The sequence below is a fragment of the Streptococcus oralis genome, assembly GCF_001578935.1.
Taxonomy (GTDB): Bacteria; Bacillota; Bacilli; order Lactobacillales; family Streptococcaceae; genus Streptococcus; species Streptococcus oralis_R.
Genome location: NZ_KQ969521.1, coordinates 1,210,463 through 1,235,882, shown reverse-complemented (window position 1 = coordinate 1,235,882; position 25,420 = coordinate 1,210,463). Strand labels below are relative to the sequence as shown.

Genomic DNA, 25,420 nt, shown 5'->3' with positions numbered 1-25,420 from the left:
AAAGTGACATAAAGGAGTGAATGATGATCAAACTGAAAAAAAGACTAATCGGGACGGGTCTTGTCTTAGCGACAGGGATTTTGCTCTCTGCTTGTGGACAGTCCAACACAGATACTAGCACTTATTCATCAACATTTAGTGCGAATCCGACAACTTTTAACTATCTTCTAGATTATTATGCGGATAACACTGCCGTTATTACCAATCTCGTAGATGGTTTGTTAGAAAATGACAGCTATGGGAACCTCGTACCTGCTCTTGCGGAGGATTGGTCTGTTTCAGCAGATGGTTTGACCTATACCTACAAGCTTAGAAAAGATGCCAAGTGGTATACGGCTGATGGTGAGGAATATGCTTCAGTCAAAGCTCAGGATTTTGTCACTGGGATCAAATATGCCGCAGACAATAAGGGGCAAGCCATGGATCTGATTCAAAATTCAATCAAGGGATTGAATGACTATGTGACGGGTGTGACCAATGACTTTTCAACTGTTGGTGTCAAAGCCTTGGATGACTATACGGTTGAGTACACTTTGACACGACCAGAACCTTATTGGAACTCTAAGACAACCAATAGTATTCTTTTCCCAGTCAACGAAGAGTTTTTGAAATCAAAGGATAAAGATTTTGGTACCTTGACACCAGACAGCATCCTTTATAACGGTCCATATCTGTTAAAAGATTTCACATCAAAATCTTCGATCGAATATGTGAAGAATCCACACTATTATGACCATGATAAAGTAACCATTGAAAAAGTTAAGTTAGCCTATTTCGATGGGTCAGATCAGGAGATGACGATTCGAAACTTTGAAAGTGGTGCTTATTCGATTGCAGGAGTCTATCCAAATAGTTCGAACTATGCTAAGACAAAAGAAAAATACCAAGACAATATCGTCTATAGCTTACAAGACAAGACATCTTGGTACTTTAACTTTAACGTCAACCGTAAAACCTATAATCGTACCGCTAAAACAACGGACGAACAAAAGAAATCAGCTCAAACAGCTATCTTAAATAAAAATTTCCGTCAGGCTATCAACTTTGGTATTGATCGAACAGCCTACTCTGCTCAATCTAACGGTGAAGAAGCAGCGAGCAAAACCCTTCGTAATACTCTGGTTCCCCCAACATTTGTCCAGGTGGGAGATAAGACCTTTGGAGAAGTAACAGCTTCTAAGCTTGTGAACTACGGAACTGAGTGGTCAGGTATCAATTTGGCAGATGCTCAAGATGCCTACTTTAACAAGGAAAAGGCCCAAGCAAAATTTGCGGAAGCTAAAAAGGAATTGGAAGCCCAAGGCGTGACTTTCCCAATCCATTTGGATGTCCCTGTTGATCAGACGAATAAAAATGCGGTTTCTGGTATGAACTCGGTTAAACAAACCCTTGAAACAGTACTAGGTTCTGACAATATCGTTATTGATGTTCAACAGCTTTCTACAGATGACTTTGGAAATGTTGCTTTCCTAGCACCAAATCCAGCAGCTCGTGACTACGACCTAAACTTTGATGGTTGGGTTGGTGATTACCAGGATCCATCAACTTATCTAGACCCCTTCAATGCTGAAACTGGCTTCTATCTCAAAATTTTTGGTCTTGACGTTAAGGAAGACCAAGAGCTCATCAAGAGTTTGGGACTCGATACCTATACACAACTCCTGAAAGAAGCAGATGCTGAGAACAAAGATGTATCTAAGCGTTATGAAAAATACGCTGAAGCTCAAGCTTGGATGATTGACAATTCTCTAGTTATGTCTGCTATGTCAAATGGTGGTACAGCCTCTGTAACCAAAGTAACTCCCTTTACACGTGCCTACTCCCTAGTGGGAATCAAGGGTGACGGAAATAATTATAAGTACATGAGATTACAAAAAGACCCTGTTACCAAGAAACAATTTGATGAAGCCAAGGCTAAGTGGGAAGAAGAAAGTAAAAAAGCTATCGAAAAGAGCCAAAAAGAGTTTGAAAACCACGTAAAATAAGATTACAGACAAGGTTGCCCCTGAGCGCCTTGTCTTTTTGTGTAGAATGGCATTCGGAACCTTGCTTATATTTTAGAGCAACTTAAGAGAACAAAAGCGAATGAAAACGCTGAAAATAGCAAGGATAGATGGAATTTCCATCATGATTGTGATATAATATTTATAACTATTAACGTGTATAGGGGATTATCATGAGTAGACGTTCAAAGAGAGCTCGTTTAGGGAATGTGAAACGAAATATTAATATAGTTTTAGCAACCATTTATTTATTATTGAGTGGTTTTTTGCTGTTCTTAATTTTTAAACATAATATCTTAGCTTTTCGGTACCTCAATATCCTTACGGCGGTTCTTATTTTTATTTCTGCTGTAATTGCAATCCTTCTGATAGTGTATAAAAAAGCCGAGAAGTTTACGGTTTTCTTTTTGACACTTGCTATCGTAGTTAGCTCCGTTTCTCTCTATGCTTTGCAGCAGTTTGTCGGTTTTACCAATCATATCAATGCGACCTCAAACTACTCAGAGTATTCGATGAGTGTGGTCGTTTTGAAAGACAGTGAAATCAATAATGTGACCCAGTTGGATAGTGTAACAGGTCCGACTGAAACAGATAATGATAATATCCAAAAGTTGGTGGCGGATATTAAGACGACACAGAGTAAAGACTTGACAGTTGAACAGAGTGCTTCTTATCTAGCAGCTTATAAGAGTCTGCTTTCTGGCGAAACGAAAGCAATTATCTTAAATAGTGTCTTTGAAAATATCATTGAAGCAGAGTATCCAGATTATACTTCAAAAATCAAAAAAATCTATACAAAACAATTAACTAAGGATGTTGCGGCACCAAAGGTATCGAAGAATAAAGCTTTCAATATTTATGTGAGTGGTATTGATACCTATGGTCCGATTAGTTCCGTTTCGCGTTCAGATGTAAACATTTTGATGACTGTGAACCGAGATACCAAGAAAATCCTTCTCACCACAACACCTCGAGATTCCTATGTTCCGATTGCGGATGGGGGAAATAATCAAAAGGATAAATTGACCCACGCGGGAATTTATGGGGTGGACTCATCAATTCATACCTTGGAAAACCTATACGGGGTTGATATCAATTACTATGTTCGCTTGAACTTCACCTCTTTCTTGAAATTGATTGATCTTTTAGGAGGTGTTGACGTCTATAATGATCAGGAGTTTACAGCACATACTAACGGGAAGTATTATCCTGTTGGGAATGTCCATCTAGACTCTGAGCAGGCTCTTGGTTTTGTTCGTGAGCGCTACTCTCTAGCAGATGGAGATCGTGACCGTGGTCGGAACCAACAAAAGGTTATTGTAGCTATTATTCAGAAGTTGACGTCAACTGAGGCTTTAAAAAACTACGATAACATCATCAAGGGATTGCAAGATTCTCTTCAGACCAATATGCCTTTGGAAACCATGATGGATCTGGTTAATACTCAATTGGAGAGTGGTGGGAACTACAAAGTCAACTCTCAAGACTTGAAGGGAACTGGACGCACGGATCTTCCTTCATACGCTATGCCAGATAGTAACCTCTACATGATGGAAATTGATGAAAGTAGCTTGGCCGCTGCGAAAGCTGCTATCAATGATGTGATGGAGGGCAAGTAGCATGATAGATATCCATTCGCACATCGTTTTTGATGTGGACGATGGTCCAAAGTCGATAGAGGAAAGTAAAAAACTTCTTAGAGAGGCCTACAGTCAAGGAGTGAGGACAATCGTTTCAACTTCGCATAGACGAAAAGGGATGTTCGAAACTCCTGAAGAAAAAATCGCGACTAACTTTCTAAAGGTACGAGAAATGGCTAAGGAAGTTGCGGATGACTTAATCATTGCCTATGGAGCGGAAATCTACTATACTCCGGATGTTGTTGAGAAGTTAGAAAAGAAATTAATCCCAACCCTCAACGATAGTCGCTATGCTTTGATTGAGTTTAGTATGAATACACCCTATCGGGATATACATAAGGGGCTGAGTAATATTCTAATGTTAGGCATTACACCCGTCATTGCCCACATTGAACGTTACGATGCTTTAGAAAACAATGAAAAGCGCGTGCGAGAGCTGATTGATATGGGATGTTATACTCAGGTTAATAGTTCTCATGTTTTGAAACCAAAACTCTTCGGAGAAACCTATAAATTTATGAAAAAGAGAGCCCAGTATTTCTTGGAACGAGATCTGGTTCACGTGATAGCAAGTGATATGCACAACTTGGATCACAGACCTCCTCATATGGAGGAAGCCTATGATATCATTGCCCAAAAATACGGTGAAAATAAGGCCAGGGAACTCTTTAAAGAGAACCCAAGAAAAATCATAATGGATCAATTGATTTAGGAGAAAAAATGAAAGAACAAAATATGATGGAAATCGATGTATTTCACTTGCTTAAAATCCTTTGGAAACGAAAATTTTTAATTGCTTTGGTAGCATTCGTGACAGGGACAGTAGCATTTGCCTACAGTAGTTTTATTGTGAAGCCGGAGTTTACGAGTACGACCCGAATTTATGTGGTCAATCGTAATCAGGGAGATAAGCCTGGCTTGACTAACCAAGACTTGCAAGCAGGATCTTACTTGGTAAAAGACTATCGCGAAATCATTCTCTCGCAAGACGTTTTAGAGAAGGTTGCGACTGATTTGAAACTAGAACTCCCTCCAAAAGGTCTAGCTAGTAAAATCAAGGTAACAGTTCCAGTGGATACGCGTATTGTATCGATTTCTGTTACAGACCGTGCACCTGAGGAAGCTAGCCGTATCGCCAACTCTTTGAGAGAGGTTGCGGCTCAAAAGATCATCAGCGTCACTCGCGTTTCGGATGTGACAACCCTTGAAGAAGCACGCCCTGCAACATCGCCATCTTCACCAAATATTCGTCGCAATACCATGGTTGGATTCCTTGCGGGGGCGGTTGTGATGGTTGTCACAGTTCTCCTTGTTGAGCTCTTGGATACACGAGTGAAACGCCCAGAAGATATTGAGGACGTGATGCAAATTGCACTATTGGGAGTAGTTCCAAATTTGGATAAATTGAAATAGGAGAGAAAAATGCCAACGTTAGAAATTGCACAAAAAAAATTAGATTTGGCAAGAAAAGCAGAAGAATACTACAATGCCCTTCGCACCAATATTCAATTGAGTGGGAATAACTTGAAAGTGATTTCCGTTACGTCTGTCAAACCAGGAGAAGGAAAATCAACAACTTCTACCAATATTGCTTGGGCTTTCGCGCGTGCGGGCTATAAGACGCTGTTGATTGATGCGGATATCCGTAATTCAGTCATGTCAGGTGTCTTTAAATCACGGGAAAAGATTACAGGCCTAACAGAGTTCTTGTCAGGCACAACAGACCTATCACAAGGTTTATGTGAAACCAATGTTGAAAATTTGTTTGTCATTCAAGCGGGTTCTGTATCACCAAACCCAACAGCTTTGTTACAAAGTGAAAATTTTGCGACCATGCTGGATACTTTGCGCAAGTATTTTGATTACATCATCGTAGATACTGCACCGATTGGGATCGTTATCGATGCGGCGATTATCACACAGCAGTGTGATGCATCTGTTTTAGTTACTGCGGCAGGAGAGACAAACAGAAAAGATGTACAAAAGGCTAAGATTCAATTGGAACAAACAAGTAAGCCATTCTTAGGAATTGTGCTTAATAAACTCAATACTTCAGCTGAAAAATATGGGTCTTACGGTGAGTATGGCTCTTATGGGAAAAAATAAGGAATCTTGTAGTTTGGGAATTATCTGAGGAGATTATTACAAGGGGGGAGTTTTAGGTGAAACAAAACAATATCATCTATATTGGTTTTAAAAAATTGATGGATATATTTATCGGCTTGTTTGGAACAATATTTATAGTTTTACCCTGTTGTCTAATCATCTTTGTAATCTATAAAATTAAAGGTTATAAAGGGAGTATATTTTTTACACAATACAGAGCGGGTCTCAGAGGGAAAAAATTTAAAATCGTTAAGTTCAAATCGATGGTCGAAAATGCAGAAGAAATTCTAATTTCGAATAAGGAACTTTATGAAAAGTATAAAAAGAATAGCTATAAATTGCCACCAAATGAGGATCCGAGACTTACAAATATTGGGGGCTTTATAAGAAAAACAAGTATTGATGAAGTTCCTCAGTTTATAAATTTATTGCTAGGTGATATGAGTCTTATTGGTCCAAGACCAATTCTTGAAAATGAACTAGACGAATATACTGAAGAGGAACGGGAAGTTTTATTGTCTGTTCGCCCTGGGATTACAGGGATATGGCAAGTTTCTGGTAGGAGTGGGGTATATTATCCTGAACGTTGTGAAATGGAATTATATTATCCTAGAAATCAGTCTTTATGGTTAGATATCAAAATCTTCTTTTTGACGATTAGAAGAGTGTTGTCTCGTGAAGGAGCTCATTGAGAATTCAAGCTGAATCTATATGGAGCGGAATATATAAAGATGAAATTGAATACTAAATATATCCTTTTGTATTCAATTTCATCTTTTCGGGTCAAAATAGTTTTAGTGTTAATCTATTTTGGCTGGATAGTTTCTTCAATAGAGGATAATTACTATTTTAACTAAAAAATTGTTAAGCTAGTTATAGATGAAGGAAATTGAATTAGGATATAGAAATGTCTAAAACGTATAAAATAATAATTGCGACACATAAACAATTTCAAATGCCAGAGGATAAAGAATTGTACATTCCTATCCAAGTTGGCAGTGAAGGGAAGGAAAATCTGGGCTATCAACCAGATAATCAAGGAGTTCATATTTCTCACCTTAATCCTTATTATTGCGAATTAACAGGATTATATTGGGCTTGGAAAAATTTAGAATGTGATTATCTCGGATTGGTACATTATCGCCGATATTTTACGTCAAAACGACACTCATATAGCGAAGCAATCAGTATGGATGACATTATTCTTTCAAAATCAGAAGTGGAAAGCCTGATGTCAAAATACGATGTTATCGTTCCCCGAAAAAGGAAATATTATATTGAAACTTTATATTCGCACTATTCTCATACACACGATGCTAAGCATTTAGATATGACGCGTCAGATTATAAGTGAGTTAAATCAAGAATACATTGAAACATTTGATAGTGTCATGAGACAACGCAGTGGGTATATGTTCAATATGTTTATCATGTCCAAAGAGAATGTAGTGGCTTATTGTGAATGGCTATTCCCAATTATTGATGAATTGTATAGAAGATTAGATATAACAGGCTACTCTGCTTTTGATGCTAGATTATTTGGTAGAGTCAGCGAACGCTTGTTTAATGTTTGGTTGGCAAATCAAGATTTGCGGATAAAAGAGATTCCGTTTATCTATATGGAAAAGATTGACTTGGTTCAAAAAGGGAAATCTTTCCTACAAGCAAAATTCTTTGGAAAAAAATATGGACAGAGTTTTTAGATTATGATTTTATTGTTACTTACATGTATTTTTTTTATTGCATTTCCTGTTTTATCTTTATTTTTAAGTATTCTCGGAGTCGTTAGTGATCGAAAGTATTCGACTATATACTTAATTTTAGCGTGCCTATCAATTTCTATTGTAGCTTTACGATATATTCCACACCCATTAGATGATGGGGCTTATCACTTTAGAGCTACAACAGTGTTAACAAATTTTGATAATATCGTTTATATGTTTCAAGCATTTGCATCGGGATTTAGAGTGGGTCGATATGACTATGGTTCTGTTCCTGTATATACATCGTTGATGTATTTGGTTAGAAATACGCACCACTATAGTTTGCTTAGCTTTATCTCGGCTTTTGTGACCTATTTTAGTTTTGGTTATGTTGTTGTTGATCTATTCAAATCTTATAAAATTAGCTCTAAATTAACTTATGCTCTAGTTCTAATTACAGTATTGCTACTAAATAACTATAGATATACAACAAGTGGTATGAGATTTTGTATGGCAATTTCTCTAGTAATGTTAATTATGTATTTGGAGTCAAAAAACAATTATACTAGACCTTGGATGATGATATGGTACTCAATACCACTATGTATTCATTCGGCGGTGATTTATTTTGTTGCATTAAGATTAGTTTTTTTCTACTTTAAAAAGGTTACAGTTAGCAAAAGTGTACTTGTGCTACTTGGTTTTCCGATTCTATTAGAATTAGTACCAAAGTTATCGGTTTGGACTGGTATTGGTTTTTTACAAACTTTTGTTAGAAAGATTGAAATTTATTCAGATAATGCAACTTATGCGGAACTCTTTAATAAGACTTTGACACTTCGGTTATACATCGGTGTAGTTTTGATGATTTTGTTTTTGATTCAATATTTTATTCAAGGGAGAACTCTCAAAACAATTGATGATTGGAGACTCTCCTTTGTCAAGATGACGTATTATATAACTTTATTAACATTGGGTTCAGTTCCATTCAGAAATATATACGATAGAAATTTATTCTTACTCCTACCGATGCTAGTAATTGCATCGTTCATATTGTATACATATAGAATGCAATTGCAGATAGTTTCAAATCGTAGTACAGTATATGTATTAACAGTAAGTCTTGTTGCGATATCATTTGTTACAGGTTTCTTCTATAATAAGAATTTTCCTTTTAATTATATTGATTTTAGTAAGATAGATTTGCTGGTGAAAAATATTTTTCAGTTCTTTTCAGATTTGCCTTTTACATAATAATATTATGCACAATTATTTTTAATTTTGGAGGATTATATGGGACTATCTACCGTAACACTGTTTAAAAATTTAAAGTTCTCAGATAGTAAATTTATTAAATTAGAAGGCGAACTCCTTCTAAAATATCAAGAGTATTTATTAAAAATCATGGAAGATATTGTAACAGTTTGTGAGGAAGAAGGATTGTACTATTCTCTTTCTGGTGGGAGTGCACTAGGAGCGTATCGACACAAAGGGTTTATTCCATGGGATGATGATATGGATATATTTATGCTAGGAAGTGAACGGGAGATTTTCTTTCAAAAATTTTATCAGAAATTTTCTGATAAGTATTGGATACATAATTCACAAACGCCAAACTATGGCATGCCTATTGGTCGCATCAGACAAAAAGGAACAGTTCTACGTGGTCGAGAGGATGTTGGAGTTGAGGAATGTGGATTTTTTATTGATATTTTTTGGCTTGAAAATGTTCCTAATTCAAAAATTTTGAGACAACTTCATGGTATTCTATGCATGGGGATTGGATTGTTACTATCATGTAGAAATTTTTATAAAAATCGTCAGCTGATGCTAGAGATTATGAAGGAGCATAAAGAAGTAAGGCTTATTTTTCGAATAAAACTAGTTTTGGGATTTCTAACTAGTTTTATATCTTTAAGACAATTTACAAGACTTACAGAAAGCATCTACTCATTATGCAAGAATAATAAGTCGAGATACCTTAGCGTTCCATCAGGAAGAAAACATTATTTTGGCGAGATGTTTATAAGAGAAGATATGCAGTTAACTAGGAAACTAAATTTTGAAGGATATAAGTGGAATGTTCCAAATAATATTGAGCACTATTTAACTGTGATGTATGGTGATTATATGAAAATACCTGCAGTTGAAGATAGGGAATCACATATCATTTTAGAAATCTCCTTCCCTAATGAGTAAGCAATACTTTCATTTTTTATATGTAAGGAATTAATTTAATGAAAAAAATAGCAATTGTTAGATATAATCTAAGTAAAATTGGTGGAGCGGAAAAAGTAGCTATTAATATGGCTAATGAATTGTCACAATACTATGATGTAAAACTATTATCTATTCTGTTGGACGAAGACGGTTTTATAAATTATGATATTAATCCTAATGTGACATTAATAAATTTTCACAAGGGTGATCTTAGAATTAGAACTGCTACATTAAAATTAACGGGTAAATTAAGAGACTATATTAAAAGAGAAAAAATTGAAGTGATTTTTTCTATAACTCCATTAACAAATACTATGGTTAGATTAGCTACTCTGGGATTAAATGTGAAAATAGTTTTCTGTGATCATCATAGTTTAGAATTTCGTGATTTTAGAAGTAGGGAAGTGCAGAGATTTGTAGGAGCTAAATTTTTTGACAAGATTGTCACTTTAACAGAAGAAGATAGAATAAAATATTCAGATAAATATAATATACCTATAAATAAAGTGAATGCTATTTATAATTGGATTGATGAAGAGGACTCTGAAAATACTCCATTTAATAATAAGATAAATAAAATAATAACGGTAGGTCGATTTCATACTCAAAAGGGATATGAATATCTCGCCGAAGTAGCTATAAAAGTATTATCACAACATTCAGACTGGCAGTGGGATATATATGGTTCGGGAGATAAACTTATTGAACAGGAGCTAAAAAGAAAACTAGAAGAAGGCCGCGTTTCCGCACAAGTTGATTTTAAAGGTAATGTAAAGGGGACGAAGAATATATATTCAGACCATAGTATTTACGTCATGACTTCCCGATATGAAGGTTTGCCTTTGGTGTTATTAGAGGCTCAACAATATAATCTTCCTATTGTGAGTTTTAGATGCCCAACGGGACCAAGTGAGATTGTAGAAGATGGTGTCAATGGATTTCTGGTAGATTGTTATGATACGGATCAGATGAGTAAAAAGTTGCTTGAACTGATGAAAGATGAAGATTTAAGGCAATCTTTCTCAGAGCATGCTAGAGACAATATGGATAAATTTGATAAAAATAGAATACTTAATCAGTGGATTGAATTGATTGAAACGATTTAGGAGATAAAATGAAAGATTGTTTGTTAACAATTGTAATGCCCAGTTATAATATTCAGGACTACCTTTCAAAAGGGATTCAATCCTTTCAACAAGTAGACTCAAAGTATAAAGAAAAATTTGAGGTATTAATTGTAAACGATGGTAGTACAGATAATACAGAAAAAGTAGCAGAAGAATTTTTGGGAAAAGATCCTCTACTGAATGGACGAGTAATAACAAAAGAAAATGGTGGACATGGCTCAACCATTAATCGTGGTATCCAAGAAGCAAAAGGGAAATTTTTTAAAGTTATTGACGGGGATGATTGGGTTATTCCATCAGAATTTGAAAAATTTTTGGATAGCCTTGAAACGACTGATGCAGAAATGATTATTACCGATTTTACGGAACAACATGTATATAATGGCACTGCTATCCGAAATGATTTTATTGATAAATATGAAGTTGGTAATATATATACGGGAATTCCTGATGTGCGAATTCCAATGCATTCAGTTACTTATAAAACATCAATCTTATCAAAGAATAACATTCGATTGAGTGAAAAAACTTTTTACGTTGATATGCAGTACACTCTGTTTCCTTTGGAGTATGTTCATAGTTTTGTCTACTGGAATTATGATGTTTATCAATACTATATTGGAAGGCCTGAACAGAGCATGAATATTGCGAGTATGAAGCGCAATGTCCGTCATCATTTGATTGTAACCAATTCTATCCTAGACTACTATTCTAGAATAAAAGATAATAATGTTTTAGAAAAAGTCGTTGCAGCTGTTCTAGAATATTTGATTAGCTTGCAGGTAGATTTGTCCTGGATGGTTGATGGTTCGGAGATGCTTTCAAGAGAACTATATAGTAAAATCCAACAAAATTCTTATAACTATATTCCTACGAAAAGATTTGATAAATTATCTTATCTAAACTATAGAACCAACTATATTCTAGGTTTTATTTTTAGTTTGATTTTGAAGAAATACTCTAAGAAGAAAGAAAAAGAGAGAGGGATTTAGAATGTTGATTAGCATTGTTGTTCCGGTATACAATGTTGCAGATTATTTGCGCTATGCGATAGATAGCCTAATGAAACAGACCTATCAAAACTTTGAGGTAATTCTTGTAAATGACGGTTCAACAGACAATTCTCCTATGTTATGCGAGGATTATGCAAATCGGTATAAAAATATCCATGTTTTTCACAAAGAAAATGGTGGTTTATCTGACGCACGTAACTTTGGAGTTTCTAAAGCGAATTCAGACTGGATTTTCTTCTTAGATCCAGATGATTACCTTGAAGATTATACTCTGGAATTAATCGTGAAGATTCAAGAGATTCATCATGCAGATTTGATTTCAACAAAAGTAAAGGCAACGTCTAAATATAATGCATATACTTCTTATAAATTGCAAGAGTCAGACTACAAAGATTTAGTTCCATTCACAAAAGAAAAGGCTCTAGAGGCAATGTTGGATGATAAAATCGCAACGGTTTCCGCTTGTGCCAAACTATATCACAAAAGTATCTTGGAGAAAGTTCCTTTTCCAGTTGGAAAAATCTATGAAGATTTTTATGTTGTAGGACAACATCTTGTGCTTGCAGATAAAATTGTGATTAGTCCACTTGAAACATATAATTATTATCGAAGAGAGGGAAGTATTGTCCGTTCAACATTTACTGAGAAAAGGTATGAATTCTTTGATGCTGCTGCTAAAAATGAAGAAGTAGTTAGGAAAGAATATATTCAAAGCGAAGAGTTAATCCAATCATTGCAAGCGAAAAAAATATTAGGTGGTTTTGTAGTTATTGGTGCAAAGGCTGACTCAGGTTTAAAAGATTTTACAAAAGATAAAGAGTTGTTGAGAATCGAAATTGGTGAACTATTACAAAATGGGAAATTATCATGGAAAGCAAAAATAAAATACCTTATTTTTATTCTAAACCCTAAATTGTATTTATTGCTAAGATAGTAATATGTTTGACCTTGGTTTAATTTGCAATAAGTGTCTAATATTTGTTTGAAAAGAGGAGTTATGAAACAGGCTTATATAATAATTGCACATAATAAGTTTGAACAGTTAGAGTTTTTAATCTCATTGCTGGATTATAAGCAACACGATATTTTTTTGCTTATAGATAGTAAGGTTGCTGTAGAGGAATCCACTATTAATTCTCTTAAATCTAGTGCAAATTTTTCGAAAGTGATATTGGTAGATAGAGTTCCAATTTTTTGGGGTAGTTATTCACAAATTTTTGCAGAGTTTCAAGGTTTTAGATGTGCCTATAATCACGATAACTATAGTATGTTTCATTTGTTGTCAGGTGTAGATTTACCATTAGAGCCAGCAGAAAATTTATTTGATTTTTTTGAACAACATAAATTTAATAATTTTTTGAGTATGGTTTCTGATGAAATTTATGAATCAAATAAAGTATATGAGCGAGTTCGATTTAAATATCTGTGTCCTAATTACTTAACAAGAAATATTGGGAATATGTTTATTAGAAAGTTTGTCTCATATTATCGTAAAATAGAGCTTAAAGTTCAGCGATTACTAAATGTTGATTGCTTTAAAAAATATAGCATGAAATTGGGTTATGCTTCCAATTGGGTATCTATTAATCAGGAGTTAGTTAGAATACTAATTCAGGAAGAGAAGAATGTTGAAAAAATATTTAAAAATTCAATAGTGAATGATGAATTGTTTATTCCTACCATAATGTATAAACATGATTTAATGGGGACTTTGTACTCTTCTTCGCCTATAACAGATGAACCAGGTGATTTTCAAGGGAATCTCCGATATATTAATTGGTGGGACGGAAACCCATACACATGGACTGATTCTGAACGTGATATAGAACAACTAAAACGTGGAAAAAAATTGGGGCATAAATTCTCTAGAAAATTTGATTTAGAAAAATATCCAAATCTCAAAAAAGAGATTTTAAAGATATTAGATAGGACAGCTTGAGATGAAAGTACTTAAAAACTACGCCTACAATCTTTCATATCAATTGTTGGTGATTATACTCCCTATTATTACAACTCCTTATGTGACTCGGGTTTTTAGTTCTAATGATTTAGGGACATACGGATACTTTAGTTCGATAGTTACTTATTTTATTTTGCTGGCTACTCTTGGAGTTGCTAACTACGGGACCAAGGTAATCTCTGGGAATCGAAAGGAAATTGAAAAAAACTTTTGGGGGATTTACTCCCTGCAACTAGGAGCGGCTATTCTTTCTCTGTTCTTGTACTGTGTTCTTTGTCTGACTTTTTCCTTAATGCAAAACCCAGTAGCTTATATTTTAGGATTAAGTTTACTTTCTAAAGGATTAGATATTTCTTGGCTATTCCAAGGTTTAGAGGATTTCAGAAAAATTACTGTCAGAAATATTACAGTGAAACTGGTTGGTGTCATTGCTATTTTTCTATTTATAAAATCAGCCAACGACCTATATTTATATGTATTTTTGCTTACAATTTTTGAATTGTTGGGGCAATTAAGTATGTGGTTGCCAGCCAGAGAGTTTATTGGGAAACCGCACTTTGATTGGGAATATGCTAAACAACATTTGAAACCAGTTATCTTATTGTTTTTACCTCAGATTGCTATATCGCTCTATGTCACTTTGGATCGTACAATGCTGGGAGCTTTAGCTTCAACAAAAGATGTAGGAATCTATGACCAAGCTTTAAAGCTTGTTAATATTTTATTAACTCTAGTAACTTCATTGGGAAGTGTTATGTTACCACGAGTTTCAAATCTTTTATCTTCAGGGGATCATAAAGCAGTTAATAAAATGCATGAGATGTCATTTCTGATTTATAATTTGGTTATTTTTCCAATTATGGCAGGTATGTTAATTATAAATGATGATTTTGTTAACTTTTTTCTGGGAAAAGATTTTCAAGATGCACGCTATGCAATAGCTATTATGATTTTTAGAATGTTCTTTATTGGTTGGACCAATATTATGGGTATTCAAATCTTAATACCTCATAATAAGAATAAAGAGTTTATGCTGTCAACAACAATTCCTGCTATTGTTAGTGTCGGATTAAATCTTCTCTTTCTTCCCAAATTGGGCTATATAGGGGCAGCAATTGTATCTGTTTTAACAGAGTCTCTGGTTTGGGCTATGCAGTTATTCTTTACTCGCTCTTATCTAAGAGATGTTCCGATTATAGTAACTATGATAAAAATTATGATTTCATCAGGATTGATGTATGGAATTCTGTTTTTTGTAAAAGACTTATTGAATTTACCGTCCATGTTAAATGTAGGGCTTTCTGCTATTTTGGGGGCAATAATTTATATCAGTTTGATTTTGATTTTTAAAGTTATAAATCTACGAGATATAAAACAACAGTTATTCAGAAATAAAGGGGTGTAATATGTACGACTATCTAATCGTTGGTGCTGGTTTGTCTGGAGCAATTTTTGCTTATGAAGCAACCAAGCGTGGAAAAAAAGTAAAAGTTATTGATAAACGTGACCACATTGGTGGAAATATCTACTGTGAGAATGTAGAAGGTGTTAATGTTCATAAATATGGTGCACATATCTTCCATACTTCTAATAAGAAAGTTTGGGATTATGTTAATCAATTTGCTGAATTTAACAACTACATCAATTCACCTGTAGCTAATTACAAGGGTAGCCTTTATAATTTACCTTTCAATATGAATACTTTCTATGCCATGTGGGGGACAAAAACTCCTCAAGAAGTGAGAGATAAGATAGCTGAACAAACGGCTCATATGAAAGATGTTGAGCCGAAAAACTTGGAAGAACAGGCTATCAAGTTGATTGGACCGGATATTTATGAAAAGTTGATTAAGGGATACACTGAAAAACAATGGGGACGTTCTGCGACTGATCTTCCACCATTCATCATCAAACGCTTGCCAGTTCGTTTAACCTTTGATAATAATTATTTTAATGACCGTTACCAAGGGATTCCAATTGGGGGTTACAACGTTATCATAGAAAATATGCTGAAGGATGTAGAAGTAGAACTTGGTGTTGACTTTTTTGCCAATCGTCAAGAATTAGAGGCTTCTGCTGAAAAGGTCGTCTTTACAGGGATGATTGACCAATACTTCGATTATAAACATGGTGAGTTAGAATACCGCAGTCTTCGTTTTGAGCATGAAGTTCTAGATGAGGAAAACTATCAAGGAAACGCTGTTGTAAACTATACAGAACGAGAAATTCCTTATACCCGCATTATTGAACACAAGCACTTCGAATACGGAACACAACCAAAGACAGTTATTACGCGTGAATATCCTGCTGATTGGAAACGTGGAGATGAACCTTATTATCCAATCAATGATGAGAGAAACAATGCTATGTTTGCTAAATATCAAGAAGAAGCAGCACAGAATGATAAGGTAATTTTCTGCGGACGTTTGGCTGATTATAAATACTATGACATGCATGTGGTCATTGAACGTGCCCTAAATGTTGTAGAGGAAGAGTTTGAGCAAGACAAGTAGTGAAATTCATTAGGTGGCTGTTATAGAACGGCTAGAAGCACTTCTAATTCTAGTAAATCATACATTCTCTGAAAATATAATAGATCCAATAGTCTATTTCATCTCTTTCTAAATTTTATTAGGAAAGTTATAATAAGGGAGCATCACATGCTCTCTTTTGTATATTCAAACTAATAATTTGTTTCTATATCTTAGAATCTATTGAGAAATATTTTTTCAGAAAATACTAAATTAACCAAAAAATTCTGAAAATTCTGTCGACATGTTTGTAAAAAGAGGCTATAATGGAATGAAAGTTTTAAAGGAGAAAATGATGAAAAGGACGAAACTACTAGCCCTTACAGGTGTTACTTTATTGGCGACTGGAGTTTTAGCAGCTTGTTCTAGTTCTGCTAGTAACAAGGGTGAACAAACCTTTGCCTATACTTATGAAACAGACCCTGATAACTTGAACTACCTTACAACCAATAAGGCAGCAACAGCAAATATTACCAATAATGTGATTGATGGTTTGATGGAAAATGACCGCTATGGGAATTTTGTGCCATCAATGGCGGAAGATTGGTCTGTATCAAAAGACGGTCTCACCTATACTTATAAGATCCGCCAAGATGCTAAATGGTATACATCGGAAGGTGAAGAGTATGCGTCGGTTACAGCTAAAGATTTTGTTACAGGACTAAAATATGCTGCTGACAAAAAGTCAGATGGTCTTTACTTGGTACAAGAATCCATTAAGGGGCTTGATGCCTATGTAAAGGGAGAGATTACAGACTTTTCACAAGTGGGGATTAAAGCCATTGATGATCAGACAGTTGAGTATACGTTAAATAGTCCGGAAAGTTTTTGGAATTCAAAAACAACTATGGGGATTCTGGCTCCGGTGAATGAAGAGTTCTTGAACTCTAAAGGGGATGACTTTGCTAAGGGAACAGATCCAAGTAGCATTCTCTATAACGGTCCGTTCCTACTCAAGTCAATCGTAGCTAAGTCTTCTGTAGAGTTTGAAAAAAATGCAAATTACTGGGATAAGGACAATGTCCATATTGATAAGGTAAAACTATCATTTTGGGATGGTCAAGATACTAGCAAGCCTGCAGAAAATTTCAAAGATGGTAGCTTTACTGTCGCACGACTCTTCCCGACAAGTGCAAGTTATCCAGAGATTGAAAAGGAATTCAAAGATAATATTGTCTACACCCAGCAAGATTCTGCAACCTTTGTAGTGGGAACCAACATCGATCGTCAATCTTATAAATTTACCTCTAAAACAACAGACGAGCAAAAAAATTCTACTAAGAAAGCTCTTCTAAACAAGGACTTTCGTCAGGCCATCGCTTTTGGATTTGACCGAACTGCATATGCTTCTCAGATAAATGGTAAAAATGGGGCTACCAAACTACTTCGTAATTTGTTTATCCCACCAACATTTGTTCAGTCAGATGGCAAGAATTTTGGTGATATGGTGAGAGAACAACTCATATCCTATGGTGATGAATGGAAAGACATTAACTTAGCAGATGCACAGGATGGTCTCTATAATCCAGAAAAGGCTAAGGCAGAATTTGCTAAGGCTAAAACCGCTCTTCAAGCTGAGGGTGTTCAATTTCCAATTCATTTAGATATGCCAGTGGATCAAACTGCGACGACCAAAGTACAACGCGTCCAATCTATGAAGCAGTCCTTGGAAGAAACATTAGGTGCTGATAATGTTGTGATTGATATTCAACAATTGCAAAAGGATGATTTATTGAATGTAACTTACTTTGCAGAATCAGCAGCAGGAGAAGATTGGGATCTTTCAGATAATATTGGTTGGTCTCCAGACTATATCGATCCATCTACTTATCTTGATATTATCAAGCCTTCTGTAGGAGAAAATACGAAAACATATCTAGGATTTGATTCTGGGACAAACAACGCTGCGGCTAAGCAAGTTGGTTTGGAAGATTATGAAAAGATGATTGTGGATGCGGGAAATGAAAAAACCGATGTGGCAAAACGGTATGAAAAATATGCAGCTGCCCAAGCATGGCTAACAGACAGTGCTCTCATCATTCCAACTACTTCTCAAACAGGACGTCCAATCTTGTCTAGAATCGTACCATTCACGATACCATTTGCCTTTTCTGGTAATAAAGGAACTAGTGAGCCACTCTTGTACAAATATGTGGAACTTCAAGATAAGGCAGTGACAGCAGATGAATACCAAAAGGCTCAAGAGAAATGGTTGAAAGAAAAAGAAGAGTCAAATAAAAAGGCTCAAGAAGATCTCGCAAACCATGTGAAATAACTTTAAAAAATATAAGAACATATTGGAAAAAAACTTACTTTGAGGAAAAATTCCAGTAAGATTTTCCATGATAAAACGCATAATTTCAAGTTTTTGAACACTTGGGATTATGCGTTTTTATGATTTTTAAGATTTTCACTGTCGTCTCTTTTAAGGCCTTCAAAGCAAGTTTTTCATTTTTACTCTTACGAATTAAAAAAGAAAAATTTTTGATAAACTTTACTTTTCCCTATTGCATTCTTTTTTATTATTTGATATATTAAAAATATAAATATTTTGATGTATTCGGTTAAGCATTGCACTTTCTAGGGAAAGGAGTATTTTTTAAAAAAGAAATGTAAACGCTTACTAAATGATGAAAGGATATAGGAGTTCATGAAAAAACAACTTTTTGAAAAACGCTGTAAGTTCAGTATTCGTAAGTTTACGCTTGGGGTAGCTTCGGTGATGATTGGAGCGACTTTCTTTGCGGCTGCCCCAGTTTTGGCTGATCAAGCAAGAGTTGGTTCAATAGAAAATTTGCCAAGTGAACTGGCTGATTTGGATAAGAAGGCTAGTGATGAGGGGCACGATTTTGACAAGGAAGCTGCCGCTCAGAATCCTGGTTCAGCTGAGACTACAGAAGGCCCACAAACAGAAGAAGAGTTGTTGGCTCAAGAAAAAGAAAAGTCTGAAAAGCCAAGCAATCTGTCAAAAGAACTAGAAGATAAGTTGGAGAAAGCTGAAGACAATGGGCACGAAGTTGACAAGGATCAATTGGCCCAAGATACTGGGAAGCTCGTCCCAGAAGATGTGGCTAAGACTACCAATGGGGAATTAAACTACGGCGCGACTGTTAAGATCAAGATGCCATCAGGAGAAGGCAGCGGTATTGTCGTTGCCAAAGATCTTGTCTTGACGGTTTCTCATAACTTTATCAAGGATAGCCAAGACGGTACTATCCGTAAGGTTGTGGACAATGATCAAGGGGATGGAGATATCTATAGTATCTCTTATCCGGGACTGCCAGATGTCAAGTTTAGCAAGAAAGATATCATTCATTGGGATCGTGAAGGCTACCTGAAGGGGTTCAAAAATGATTTGGCCCTTGTGAGATTGCGTACAGTTCTCGAAAATACGCCTGTTGAAGTAACTAAAAAACCAGTAGTTAAGAAAATCGGAGATAAGCTCCATGTCTTTGGTTATCCAGAAGGGAAATTGAATCCGATTGTCAATACTACGGTTGATTTTGCAGAACCATACGGAGAAGGTGTCCAAGGGATTGGTTACCAAGGAGGGAAACCGGGTGCTAGTGGTGGCGGTATCTTTGATACAGAAGGTAAACTAGTCGGTGTTCACCAAAATGGTGTAGTTGGAAAACGGAGCGGCGGTATTCTCTTCTCACCAGCTCAACTAAAATGGATCCAAGACCACATGAAGGGAATTTCAAGTGTGAAACCAGCAGACTTGGAAGAGAAAGAAAAACCGGCTGAAGAAAAACCAAAAGAGGATAAACCTGCAGTTGCTAAACCTGAAACACCTAAGACAGTAACTCCTGAATGGCAAACGGTAGCGAATAAAGAGCAACAAGGAACAGTTACGGTTCGTGAAGAAAAGGGTGTTCGCTACAATCAATTGTCCTCAACTGCACAGAACGATAATGGCGATAAACCAGCCTTGTTTGAAAAACAAGGATTGACAGTTGATGCTAATGGAAATGCGACGGTTGATTTAACCTTTAAAGATGATTCTGAAAAGGGCAAATCACGCTTTGGTGTTTTCTTGAAATTTAAAGACACCAAGAACAATGTTTTTGTTGGTTATGATAAAGATGGCTGGTTCTGGGAGTATAAATCTCCAACCGATAGCACCTGGTATAAGGGGGGACGTGTAGCAGCGCCTGAGACAGGATCAATTAACCGCCTATCAATTACCCTCAAGTCAGATGGACAACTCAATGCAACGAATAATGATGAGAAACTCTTTGATACGGTCACTTTGCCAGCGGCTGTTAATGAAACTCTCAAAAATGAGAAGAAAATCGTCCTAAAAGCTGGTTCCTATGGCAATGAGCATACAGTTGTCAGCGTTAAAACAGACAATCAAGAAGGCGTGAAAGCAGATGATACTCCTGCCCAGAAAGAAACAGGTCCAGTTGTTGACGATAGCAAGGTGACTTATGATACGATTCAGTCTAAGGTCCTCAAGGCAGTAATCGACCAAGCCTTCCCACGTATTAAAGAATATAGTTTGAACGGGCATACTTTGCCAGGACAAGTCCAACAATTCAATAAAGTATTTATCAACAAACACGAAGTTACACCTGAAGTTACTTACAAAAAAATCAATGAGACAACAGCAGAGTACGTGATGAAGCTTCGCGATGATGCTAATCTTATCAATGCGGAAATGACAGTACGCTTGCAAGTTGTGGACAATCAATTGCACTTTGATGTGACCAAGATTGTCAACCACAATCAAGTCACTCCAGGTCAAAAGATTGATGATGAAAGAAAACTGCTTTCTACGATTAGTTTCCTTGGCAATGCTTTGGTCTCTGTTTCGAGTGATCAATCTGGTGCCAAGTTTGACGGGGCAACCATGTCAAACAATACCCATGTTAGCGGAGATGATCATATCGATGTAACCAATCCAATGAAAGACTTGGCTAAGGGTTACATGTATGGATTCGTTTCTACAGATAAGCTTGCTGCAGGTGTTTGGAGTAATTCTCAAAACAGCTACGGTGGTGGCTCTAATGACTGGACTCGTTTGACAGCCTATAAAGGAACAGTTGGAAATGCCAACTATGTCGGAATTCATAGCTCTGAATGGCAATGGGAAAAAGCTTATAAGGGCATTGTCTTCCCAGAATACACCAAGGAACTTCCAAGTGCCAAGGTTGTTATCACCGAAGACGCCAATGCGGATAATAAAGTGGACTGGCAAGATGGTGCCATTGCTTATCGTAGCATTATGAACAACCCTCAAGGTTGGGAAAAAGTTAAGGATATCACTGCTTATCGTATCGCGATGAACTTTGGTTCTCAAGCACAAAACCCATTCCTTATGACCTTGGATGGTATCAAGAAGATCAATCTCCACACAGATGGTCTTGGGCAAGGTGTTCTCCTTAAAGGATATGGTAGTGAAGGTCACGACTCTGGTCACTTGAACTATGCTGATATTGGTAAACGTATTGGTGGTGTCGAAGACTTCAAGACCTTGATCGAAAAAGCGAAGAAATATGGAGCTCATCTAGGTATCCACGTTAACGCTTCTGAAACCTATCCTGAGTCGAAATACTTTAATGAAAATATTCTTCGTAAGAATCCAGATGGAAGCTACAGCTATGGTTGGAACTGGCTAGACCAAGGTATCAACATTGATGCTGCTTATGACCTAGCACATGGACGCTTGGCTCGCTGGGAAGACTTGAAGAAAAAACTTGGTGATGGTCTTGACTTTATCTATGTGGACGTTTGGGGCAATGGCCAATCAGGTGATAACGGTGCCTGGGCTACCCACGTTCTTGCTAAAGAAATCAACAAACAAGGCTGGCGCTTTGCGATTGAGTGGGGCCATGGTGGTGAATACGACTCTACCTTCCAACACTGGGCAGCTGACTTGACCTATGGTGGCTACACTAATAAAGGTATCAACAGTGCCATCACACGCTTTATCCGCAACCACCAAAAAGATTCTTGGGTTGGGGATTACAGAAGTTACGGTGGTGCCGCCAACTACCCACTTCTAGGTGGCTACAGCATGAAAGACTTTGAAGGCTGGCAAGGAAGAAGTGACTACAATGGCTACGTGACTAACCTCTTTGCCCATGATGTCATGACTAAGTACTTCCAACACTTCACTGTAAGTAAATGGGAAAATGGTACACCAGTTACCATGTCTGATAACGGTAGCACCTATAAATGGACTCCAGAAATGCGAGTGGAATTGGTAGATGCGGACAACAATAAAATAGTTGTGACTCGTAAGTCAAACGATGTCAATAGCCCGCAATACCGCGAACGTACAGTAACGCTCAATGGACGTGTCATCCAAGATGGTTCAGCTTACTTGACTCCTTGGAACTGGGATGCCAATGGTAAGAAACTTCCTACTGATAAGGAAAAAATGTACTACTTCAATACGCAGGCCGGTGCAACAACTTGGACACTTCCAAGCGATTGGGCAAATAGCAAGGTTTACCTTTACAAGCTAACTGACCAAGGTAAGACAGAAGAGCAAGAACTAACTGTAAAAGATGGCAAGATTACCCTAGACCTTCTAGCAAATCAACCATATGTTCTCTACCGTTCAAAACAAACCAATCCTGAAATGTCATGGAGCGAAGGCATGCACATCTATGACCAAGGATTTAACAGTGGAACTTTGAAACACTGGACCATTTCTGGTGATGCTTCTAAGGCAGAAATTGTCAAATCACAGGGCGCAAATGAAATGCTTCGTATCCAAGGCAATAAGAGCAAGGTCAGCCTTACTCAGAAACTGACTGGCTTGAAACCAAATACCAAGTATGCGGTTTATGTCGGTGTTGATAACCGTAGTAATGCTAAGGCAAGTATCACAGTGAATACTGGCGAGAAAGAAGTGACTACTTATACCAATAAGTCACTCGCTCTCAACTATATCAAAGCATATGCTCATAACAATCGTCGTGACAATGCTACAGTTGATGATACAAGTTACTTCCAAAATATGTATGCCTTCTTTACAACTGGATCGGACGTATCAAATGTTACTTTGACATTGAGTCGTGAAGCTGGTGATGAAGCAACATACTTTGATGAAATTCGTACCTTTGAAAACAATTCAAGCATGTACGGAGACAAGCATGATACAGGTAAAGGAACATTTAAACAAGACTTTGAAAATGTAGCTCAAGGTATCTTCCCATTTGTAGTAGGTGGTGTCGAAGGTGTCGAAGACAACCGCACTCACTTGTCTGAAAAACACGATCCATATACACAGCGTGGTTGGAACGGTAAGAAAGTTGATGATGTTATCGATGGAAATTGGTCATTGAAGACAAATGGACTAGTGAGCCGTCGTAACTTGGTTTACCAAACCATTCCGCAAAACTTCCGCTTTGAAGCAGGTAAAACTTATCGTGTAACCTTTGAATACGAAGCAGGCTCTGACAATACCTATGCCTTTGTCATCGGCAAGGGAGAATTCCAGTCAGGTCGTCGTGGTAGTCAAGCAAGCAACTTGGAAATGCATGAATTGCCAAATACTTGGACAGATTCTAAGAAAGCCAAGAAGGTAACCTTCCTCGTGACTGGTGCAGAAACAGGTGATACTTGGGTAGGTATCTACTCAACTGGCAATGCAAGCAATACTCGTGGTGATGCTGGTGGAAATGCCAACTTCCGTGGTTACAACGACTTCATGATGGACAATCTTCACATCGAGGAAATTACCCTAACAGGTAAGATGTTGACAGAAAATGCTCTGAAGAACTACTTGCCAACGGTTGCCATGACCAACTATACGAAAGAGTCTATGGATGCTTTGAAAGAGGCGGTCTTTAACCTCAGTCAGGCAGATGATGACATTAGCGTGGAAGAAGCTCGTGCGGAGATTGCTAAGATTGAAGCCTTGAAGAATGCTTTGGTTCAGAAGAAGACAGCCTTGGTAGCAGAAGACTTTGAAAGTTTGGATGCGCCAGCTCAACCAGGTGAAGGCCTAGAGAATGCCTTTGATGGTAATGTGTCTAGTCTATGGCATACATCTTGGAATGGAGGAGATGTAGGCAAGCCTGCAACCATGGTCTTGAAGGAACCAACTGAAATCACAGGCCTTCGTTATGTGCCACGTAGTTCAGGATCGAATGGTAACTTGCGTGATGTAAAACTTGTTGTGACAGATGAGTCTGGTAAGGAACATACCTTCACTGCAACTGATTGGCCCGATAACAACAAGCCAAAAGACATTGATTTTGGCAAGACAATCAAGGCTAAGAAAATTGTCTTTACGGGTACCAAGACTTACGGAGATGGTGGCGATAAATACCAATCTGCGGCGGAACTCATCTTTACCCGTCCACAGGTAGCAGAAACACCGCTTGACATGTCTGGATATGAAGCAGCTTTAGCTAAGGCGCAGAAATTAACAGACAAAGACAATCAAGAGGAAGTGACTGGAGTTCAGGCAAGCATGAAATATGCGACAGATAACCATCTCTTGACGGAAAGAATGGTTGCCTACTTTGCAGACTATCTCAACCAATTAAAAGATTCTGCTACGAAACCAGACGCTCCAACAAGTAGCAAGGGTGAAGAGCAACCACCAGTTCTTGATGTACCTGAGTTCAAGGGAGGAGTCAATGCAGCAGAAGCAGCTGTCAATGAAATCCCTGAGTTCAAGGGCGGAGTTAATGCAGCAGAGGCAGCTGTACATGAAGTCCCTGAGTTCAAGGACGGCGTCAATGCAGCAGAAGCAGCTGTACATGAGGTTCCTGAGTTCAAGGGCGGAGTTAATGCGGTTCAAGCCTTGGTAAACGAGAAACCAGCCTACACAGGTGTATTGGCTACTGCTGGAGATCAAGCAGCTCCAACAGTTGAAAAACCTGAGTACCTGCTTACTCCAAGCCCAGTAGCTGATACCAAAACTCTGGAAGATAAAGAAGAGAAACTTCCTGCTACAGGAGAACATGGTTCAGAAGCAGCCCTCTTCTTAGCAAGTGTGAGCATCGCTTTATCTGCTGCGGTTCTTGTGACAAAACGTAAAGAAGATTAATGAGATTTGATTTCAGCTGTTCAAAGCAACTCGAATCAAAAAGGAACAAACAGCCGGAGAGGACCTCTTGGTTCTCTCCTTTTTCAAAGGAGAAATGATACC

The 25,420-nt window shown here is 37.1% G+C and carries 17 protein-coding genes; all 17 read left to right on the top strand.

Going from position 1 to position 25,420, the window contains the following annotated elements; translation table 11 throughout:
- The first annotated feature begins 23 nt into the window (after window positions 1-23).
- The gene (locus SORDD15_RS06015) at window positions 24-1,985 is read left to right on the top strand and encodes a peptide ABC transporter substrate-binding protein (RefSeq protein ID WP_081102371.1); all 1,962 of its coding nucleotides are present in this window, start codon (window positions 24-26) and stop codon (window positions 1,983-1,985) included.
- A gap of 191 nt (window positions 1,986-2,176) precedes the next feature.
- Entirely contained in the window at window positions 2,177-3,622 is a 1,446-nt protein-coding gene (locus SORDD15_RS06010; RefSeq protein ID WP_061415472.1) for an LCP family glycopolymer transferase CpsA, read from the top strand.
- 1 nt (window position 3,623) lies between these two features.
- Window positions 3,624-4,355: a capsular polysaccharide biosynthesis protein Cps4B gene (gene cps4B / locus SORDD15_RS06005; RefSeq protein WP_061415470.1), complete on the top strand. Its 732-nt coding sequence runs from the start codon at window positions 3,624-3,626 to the stop codon at window positions 4,353-4,355.
- A gap of 8 nt (window positions 4,356-4,363) precedes the next feature.
- Entirely contained in the window at window positions 4,364-5,056 is a 693-nt protein-coding gene (cpsC, locus tag SORDD15_RS06000) for a capsular polysaccharide biosynthesis protein CpsC (RefSeq protein WP_061415468.1), read from the top strand.
- 9 nt (window positions 5,057-5,065) lie between these two features.
- A complete protein-coding gene (locus SORDD15_RS05995) occupies window positions 5,066-5,749 on the top strand; it encodes a tyrosine-protein kinase (RefSeq protein ID WP_061415466.1) in 684 nt (227 codons plus the stop codon).
- A gap of 56 nt (window positions 5,750-5,805) precedes the next feature.
- Window positions 5,806-6,441, top strand: coding sequence for a sugar transferase (locus SORDD15_RS05990; protein ID WP_061415465.1), 636 nt, complete (start codon window positions 5,806-5,808; stop codon window positions 6,439-6,441).
- A 215-nt stretch (window positions 6,442-6,656) separates the two neighbouring features.
- A complete protein-coding gene (locus SORDD15_RS05985) occupies window positions 6,657-7,451 on the top strand; it encodes a DUF4422 domain-containing protein (protein WP_061415463.1) in 795 nt (264 codons plus the stop codon).
- Window positions 7,452-7,454: 3 nt separating this feature from the next.
- Complete coding sequence (locus tag SORDD15_RS05980) at window positions 7,455-8,705, top strand: polymerase (protein WP_061415461.1); 1,251 nt, start codon at window positions 7,455-7,457, stop codon at window positions 8,703-8,705.
- Window positions 8,706-8,744: 39 nt separating this feature from the next.
- Window positions 8,745-9,650 (top strand): LicD family protein, encoded by a 906-nt coding sequence (locus SORDD15_RS05975; RefSeq protein ID WP_061415459.1) that lies wholly within the window; start codon window positions 8,745-8,747, stop codon window positions 9,648-9,650.
- Window positions 9,651-9,688: 38 nt separating this feature from the next.
- Complete coding sequence (locus SORDD15_RS05970; RefSeq protein WP_061415457.1) at window positions 9,689-10,777, top strand: glycosyltransferase family 4 protein; 1,089 nt, start codon at window positions 9,689-9,691, stop codon at window positions 10,775-10,777.
- Between the two features lie 8 nt (window positions 10,778-10,785).
- A complete protein-coding gene (locus SORDD15_RS05965) occupies window positions 10,786-11,790 on the top strand; it encodes a glycosyltransferase family 2 protein (protein WP_061415456.1) in 1,005 nt (334 codons plus the stop codon).
- Between the two features lies 1 nt (window position 11,791).
- A complete protein-coding gene (locus SORDD15_RS05960; protein WP_061415454.1) occupies window positions 11,792-12,745 on the top strand; it encodes a glycosyltransferase family 2 protein in 954 nt (317 codons plus the stop codon).
- 63 nt (window positions 12,746-12,808) lie between these two features.
- Window positions 12,809-13,750, top strand: a complete 942-nt coding sequence (locus SORDD15_RS05955) for a beta-1,6-N-acetylglucosaminyltransferase (protein ID WP_061415452.1) — start codon at window positions 12,809-12,811, stop codon at window positions 13,748-13,750.
- A 1-nt stretch (window position 13,751) separates the two neighbouring features.
- Window positions 13,752-15,176, top strand: a complete 1,425-nt coding sequence (locus SORDD15_RS05950; RefSeq protein ID WP_061415450.1) for a flippase — start codon at window positions 13,752-13,754, stop codon at window positions 15,174-15,176.
- Between the two features lies 1 nt (window position 15,177).
- On the top strand, window positions 15,178-16,284 hold the full coding sequence (gene glf / locus SORDD15_RS05945) for a UDP-galactopyranose mutase (protein WP_061415448.1): 1,107 nt from the start codon (window positions 15,178-15,180) through the stop codon (window positions 16,282-16,284).
- A gap of 313 nt (window positions 16,285-16,597) precedes the next feature.
- Window positions 16,598-18,577, top strand: a complete 1,980-nt coding sequence (locus SORDD15_RS05940; protein WP_061415446.1) for a peptide ABC transporter substrate-binding protein — start codon at window positions 16,598-16,600, stop codon at window positions 18,575-18,577.
- Between the two features lie 375 nt (window positions 18,578-18,952).
- Window positions 18,953-25,318, top strand: coding sequence for a SpGH101 family endo-alpha-N-acetylgalactosaminidase (locus SORDD15_RS05935; RefSeq protein WP_081102370.1), 6,366 nt, complete (start codon window positions 18,953-18,955; stop codon window positions 25,316-25,318).
- Window positions 25,319-25,420 lie beyond the last annotated feature (102 nt).

Excerpts from the sequence above, each read along its gene's own strand:
- SORDD15_RS06015 (WP_081102371.1), top strand. The coding sequence starts at position 24 with ATGATCAAACTGAAAAAAAGACTAATCGGGACGGGTCTTGTCTTAGCG.
- SORDD15_RS06010 (WP_061415472.1), top strand. The coding sequence starts at position 2,177 with ATGAGTAGACGTTCAAAGAGAGCTCGTTTAGGGAATGTGAAACGAAAT.
- cps4B (WP_061415470.1), top strand. The coding sequence starts at position 3,624 with ATGATAGATATCCATTCGCACATCGTTTTTGATGTGGACGATGGTCCA.
- cpsC (WP_061415468.1), top strand. The coding sequence starts at position 4,364 with ATGAAAGAACAAAATATGATGGAAATCGATGTATTTCACTTGCTTAAA.
- SORDD15_RS05995 (WP_061415466.1), top strand. The coding sequence starts at position 5,066 with ATGCCAACGTTAGAAATTGCACAAAAAAAATTAGATTTGGCAAGAAAA.
- SORDD15_RS05985 (WP_061415463.1), top strand. The coding sequence starts at position 6,657 with ATGTCTAAAACGTATAAAATAATAATTGCGACACATAAACAATTTCAA.
- SORDD15_RS05980 (WP_061415461.1), top strand. The coding sequence starts at position 7,455 with ATGATTTTATTGTTACTTACATGTATTTTTTTTATTGCATTTCCTGTT.
- SORDD15_RS05975 (WP_061415459.1), top strand. The coding sequence starts at position 8,745 with ATGGGACTATCTACCGTAACACTGTTTAAAAATTTAAAGTTCTCAGAT.
- SORDD15_RS05970 (WP_061415457.1), top strand. The coding sequence starts at position 9,689 with ATGAAAAAAATAGCAATTGTTAGATATAATCTAAGTAAAATTGGTGGA.
- SORDD15_RS05965 (WP_061415456.1), top strand. The coding sequence starts at position 10,786 with ATGAAAGATTGTTTGTTAACAATTGTAATGCCCAGTTATAATATTCAG.
- SORDD15_RS05960 (WP_061415454.1), top strand. The coding sequence starts at position 11,792 with ATGTTGATTAGCATTGTTGTTCCGGTATACAATGTTGCAGATTATTTG.
- SORDD15_RS05955 (WP_061415452.1), top strand. The coding sequence starts at position 12,809 with ATGAAACAGGCTTATATAATAATTGCACATAATAAGTTTGAACAGTTA.
- SORDD15_RS05950 (WP_061415450.1), top strand. The coding sequence starts at position 13,752 with ATGAAAGTACTTAAAAACTACGCCTACAATCTTTCATATCAATTGTTG.
- glf (WP_061415448.1), top strand. The coding sequence starts at position 15,178 with ATGTACGACTATCTAATCGTTGGTGCTGGTTTGTCTGGAGCAATTTTT.
- SORDD15_RS05940 (WP_061415446.1), top strand. The coding sequence starts at position 16,598 with ATGAAAAGGACGAAACTACTAGCCCTTACAGGTGTTACTTTATTGGCG.
- SORDD15_RS05935 (WP_081102370.1), top strand. The coding sequence starts at position 18,953 with ATGAAAAAACAACTTTTTGAAAAACGCTGTAAGTTCAGTATTCGTAAG.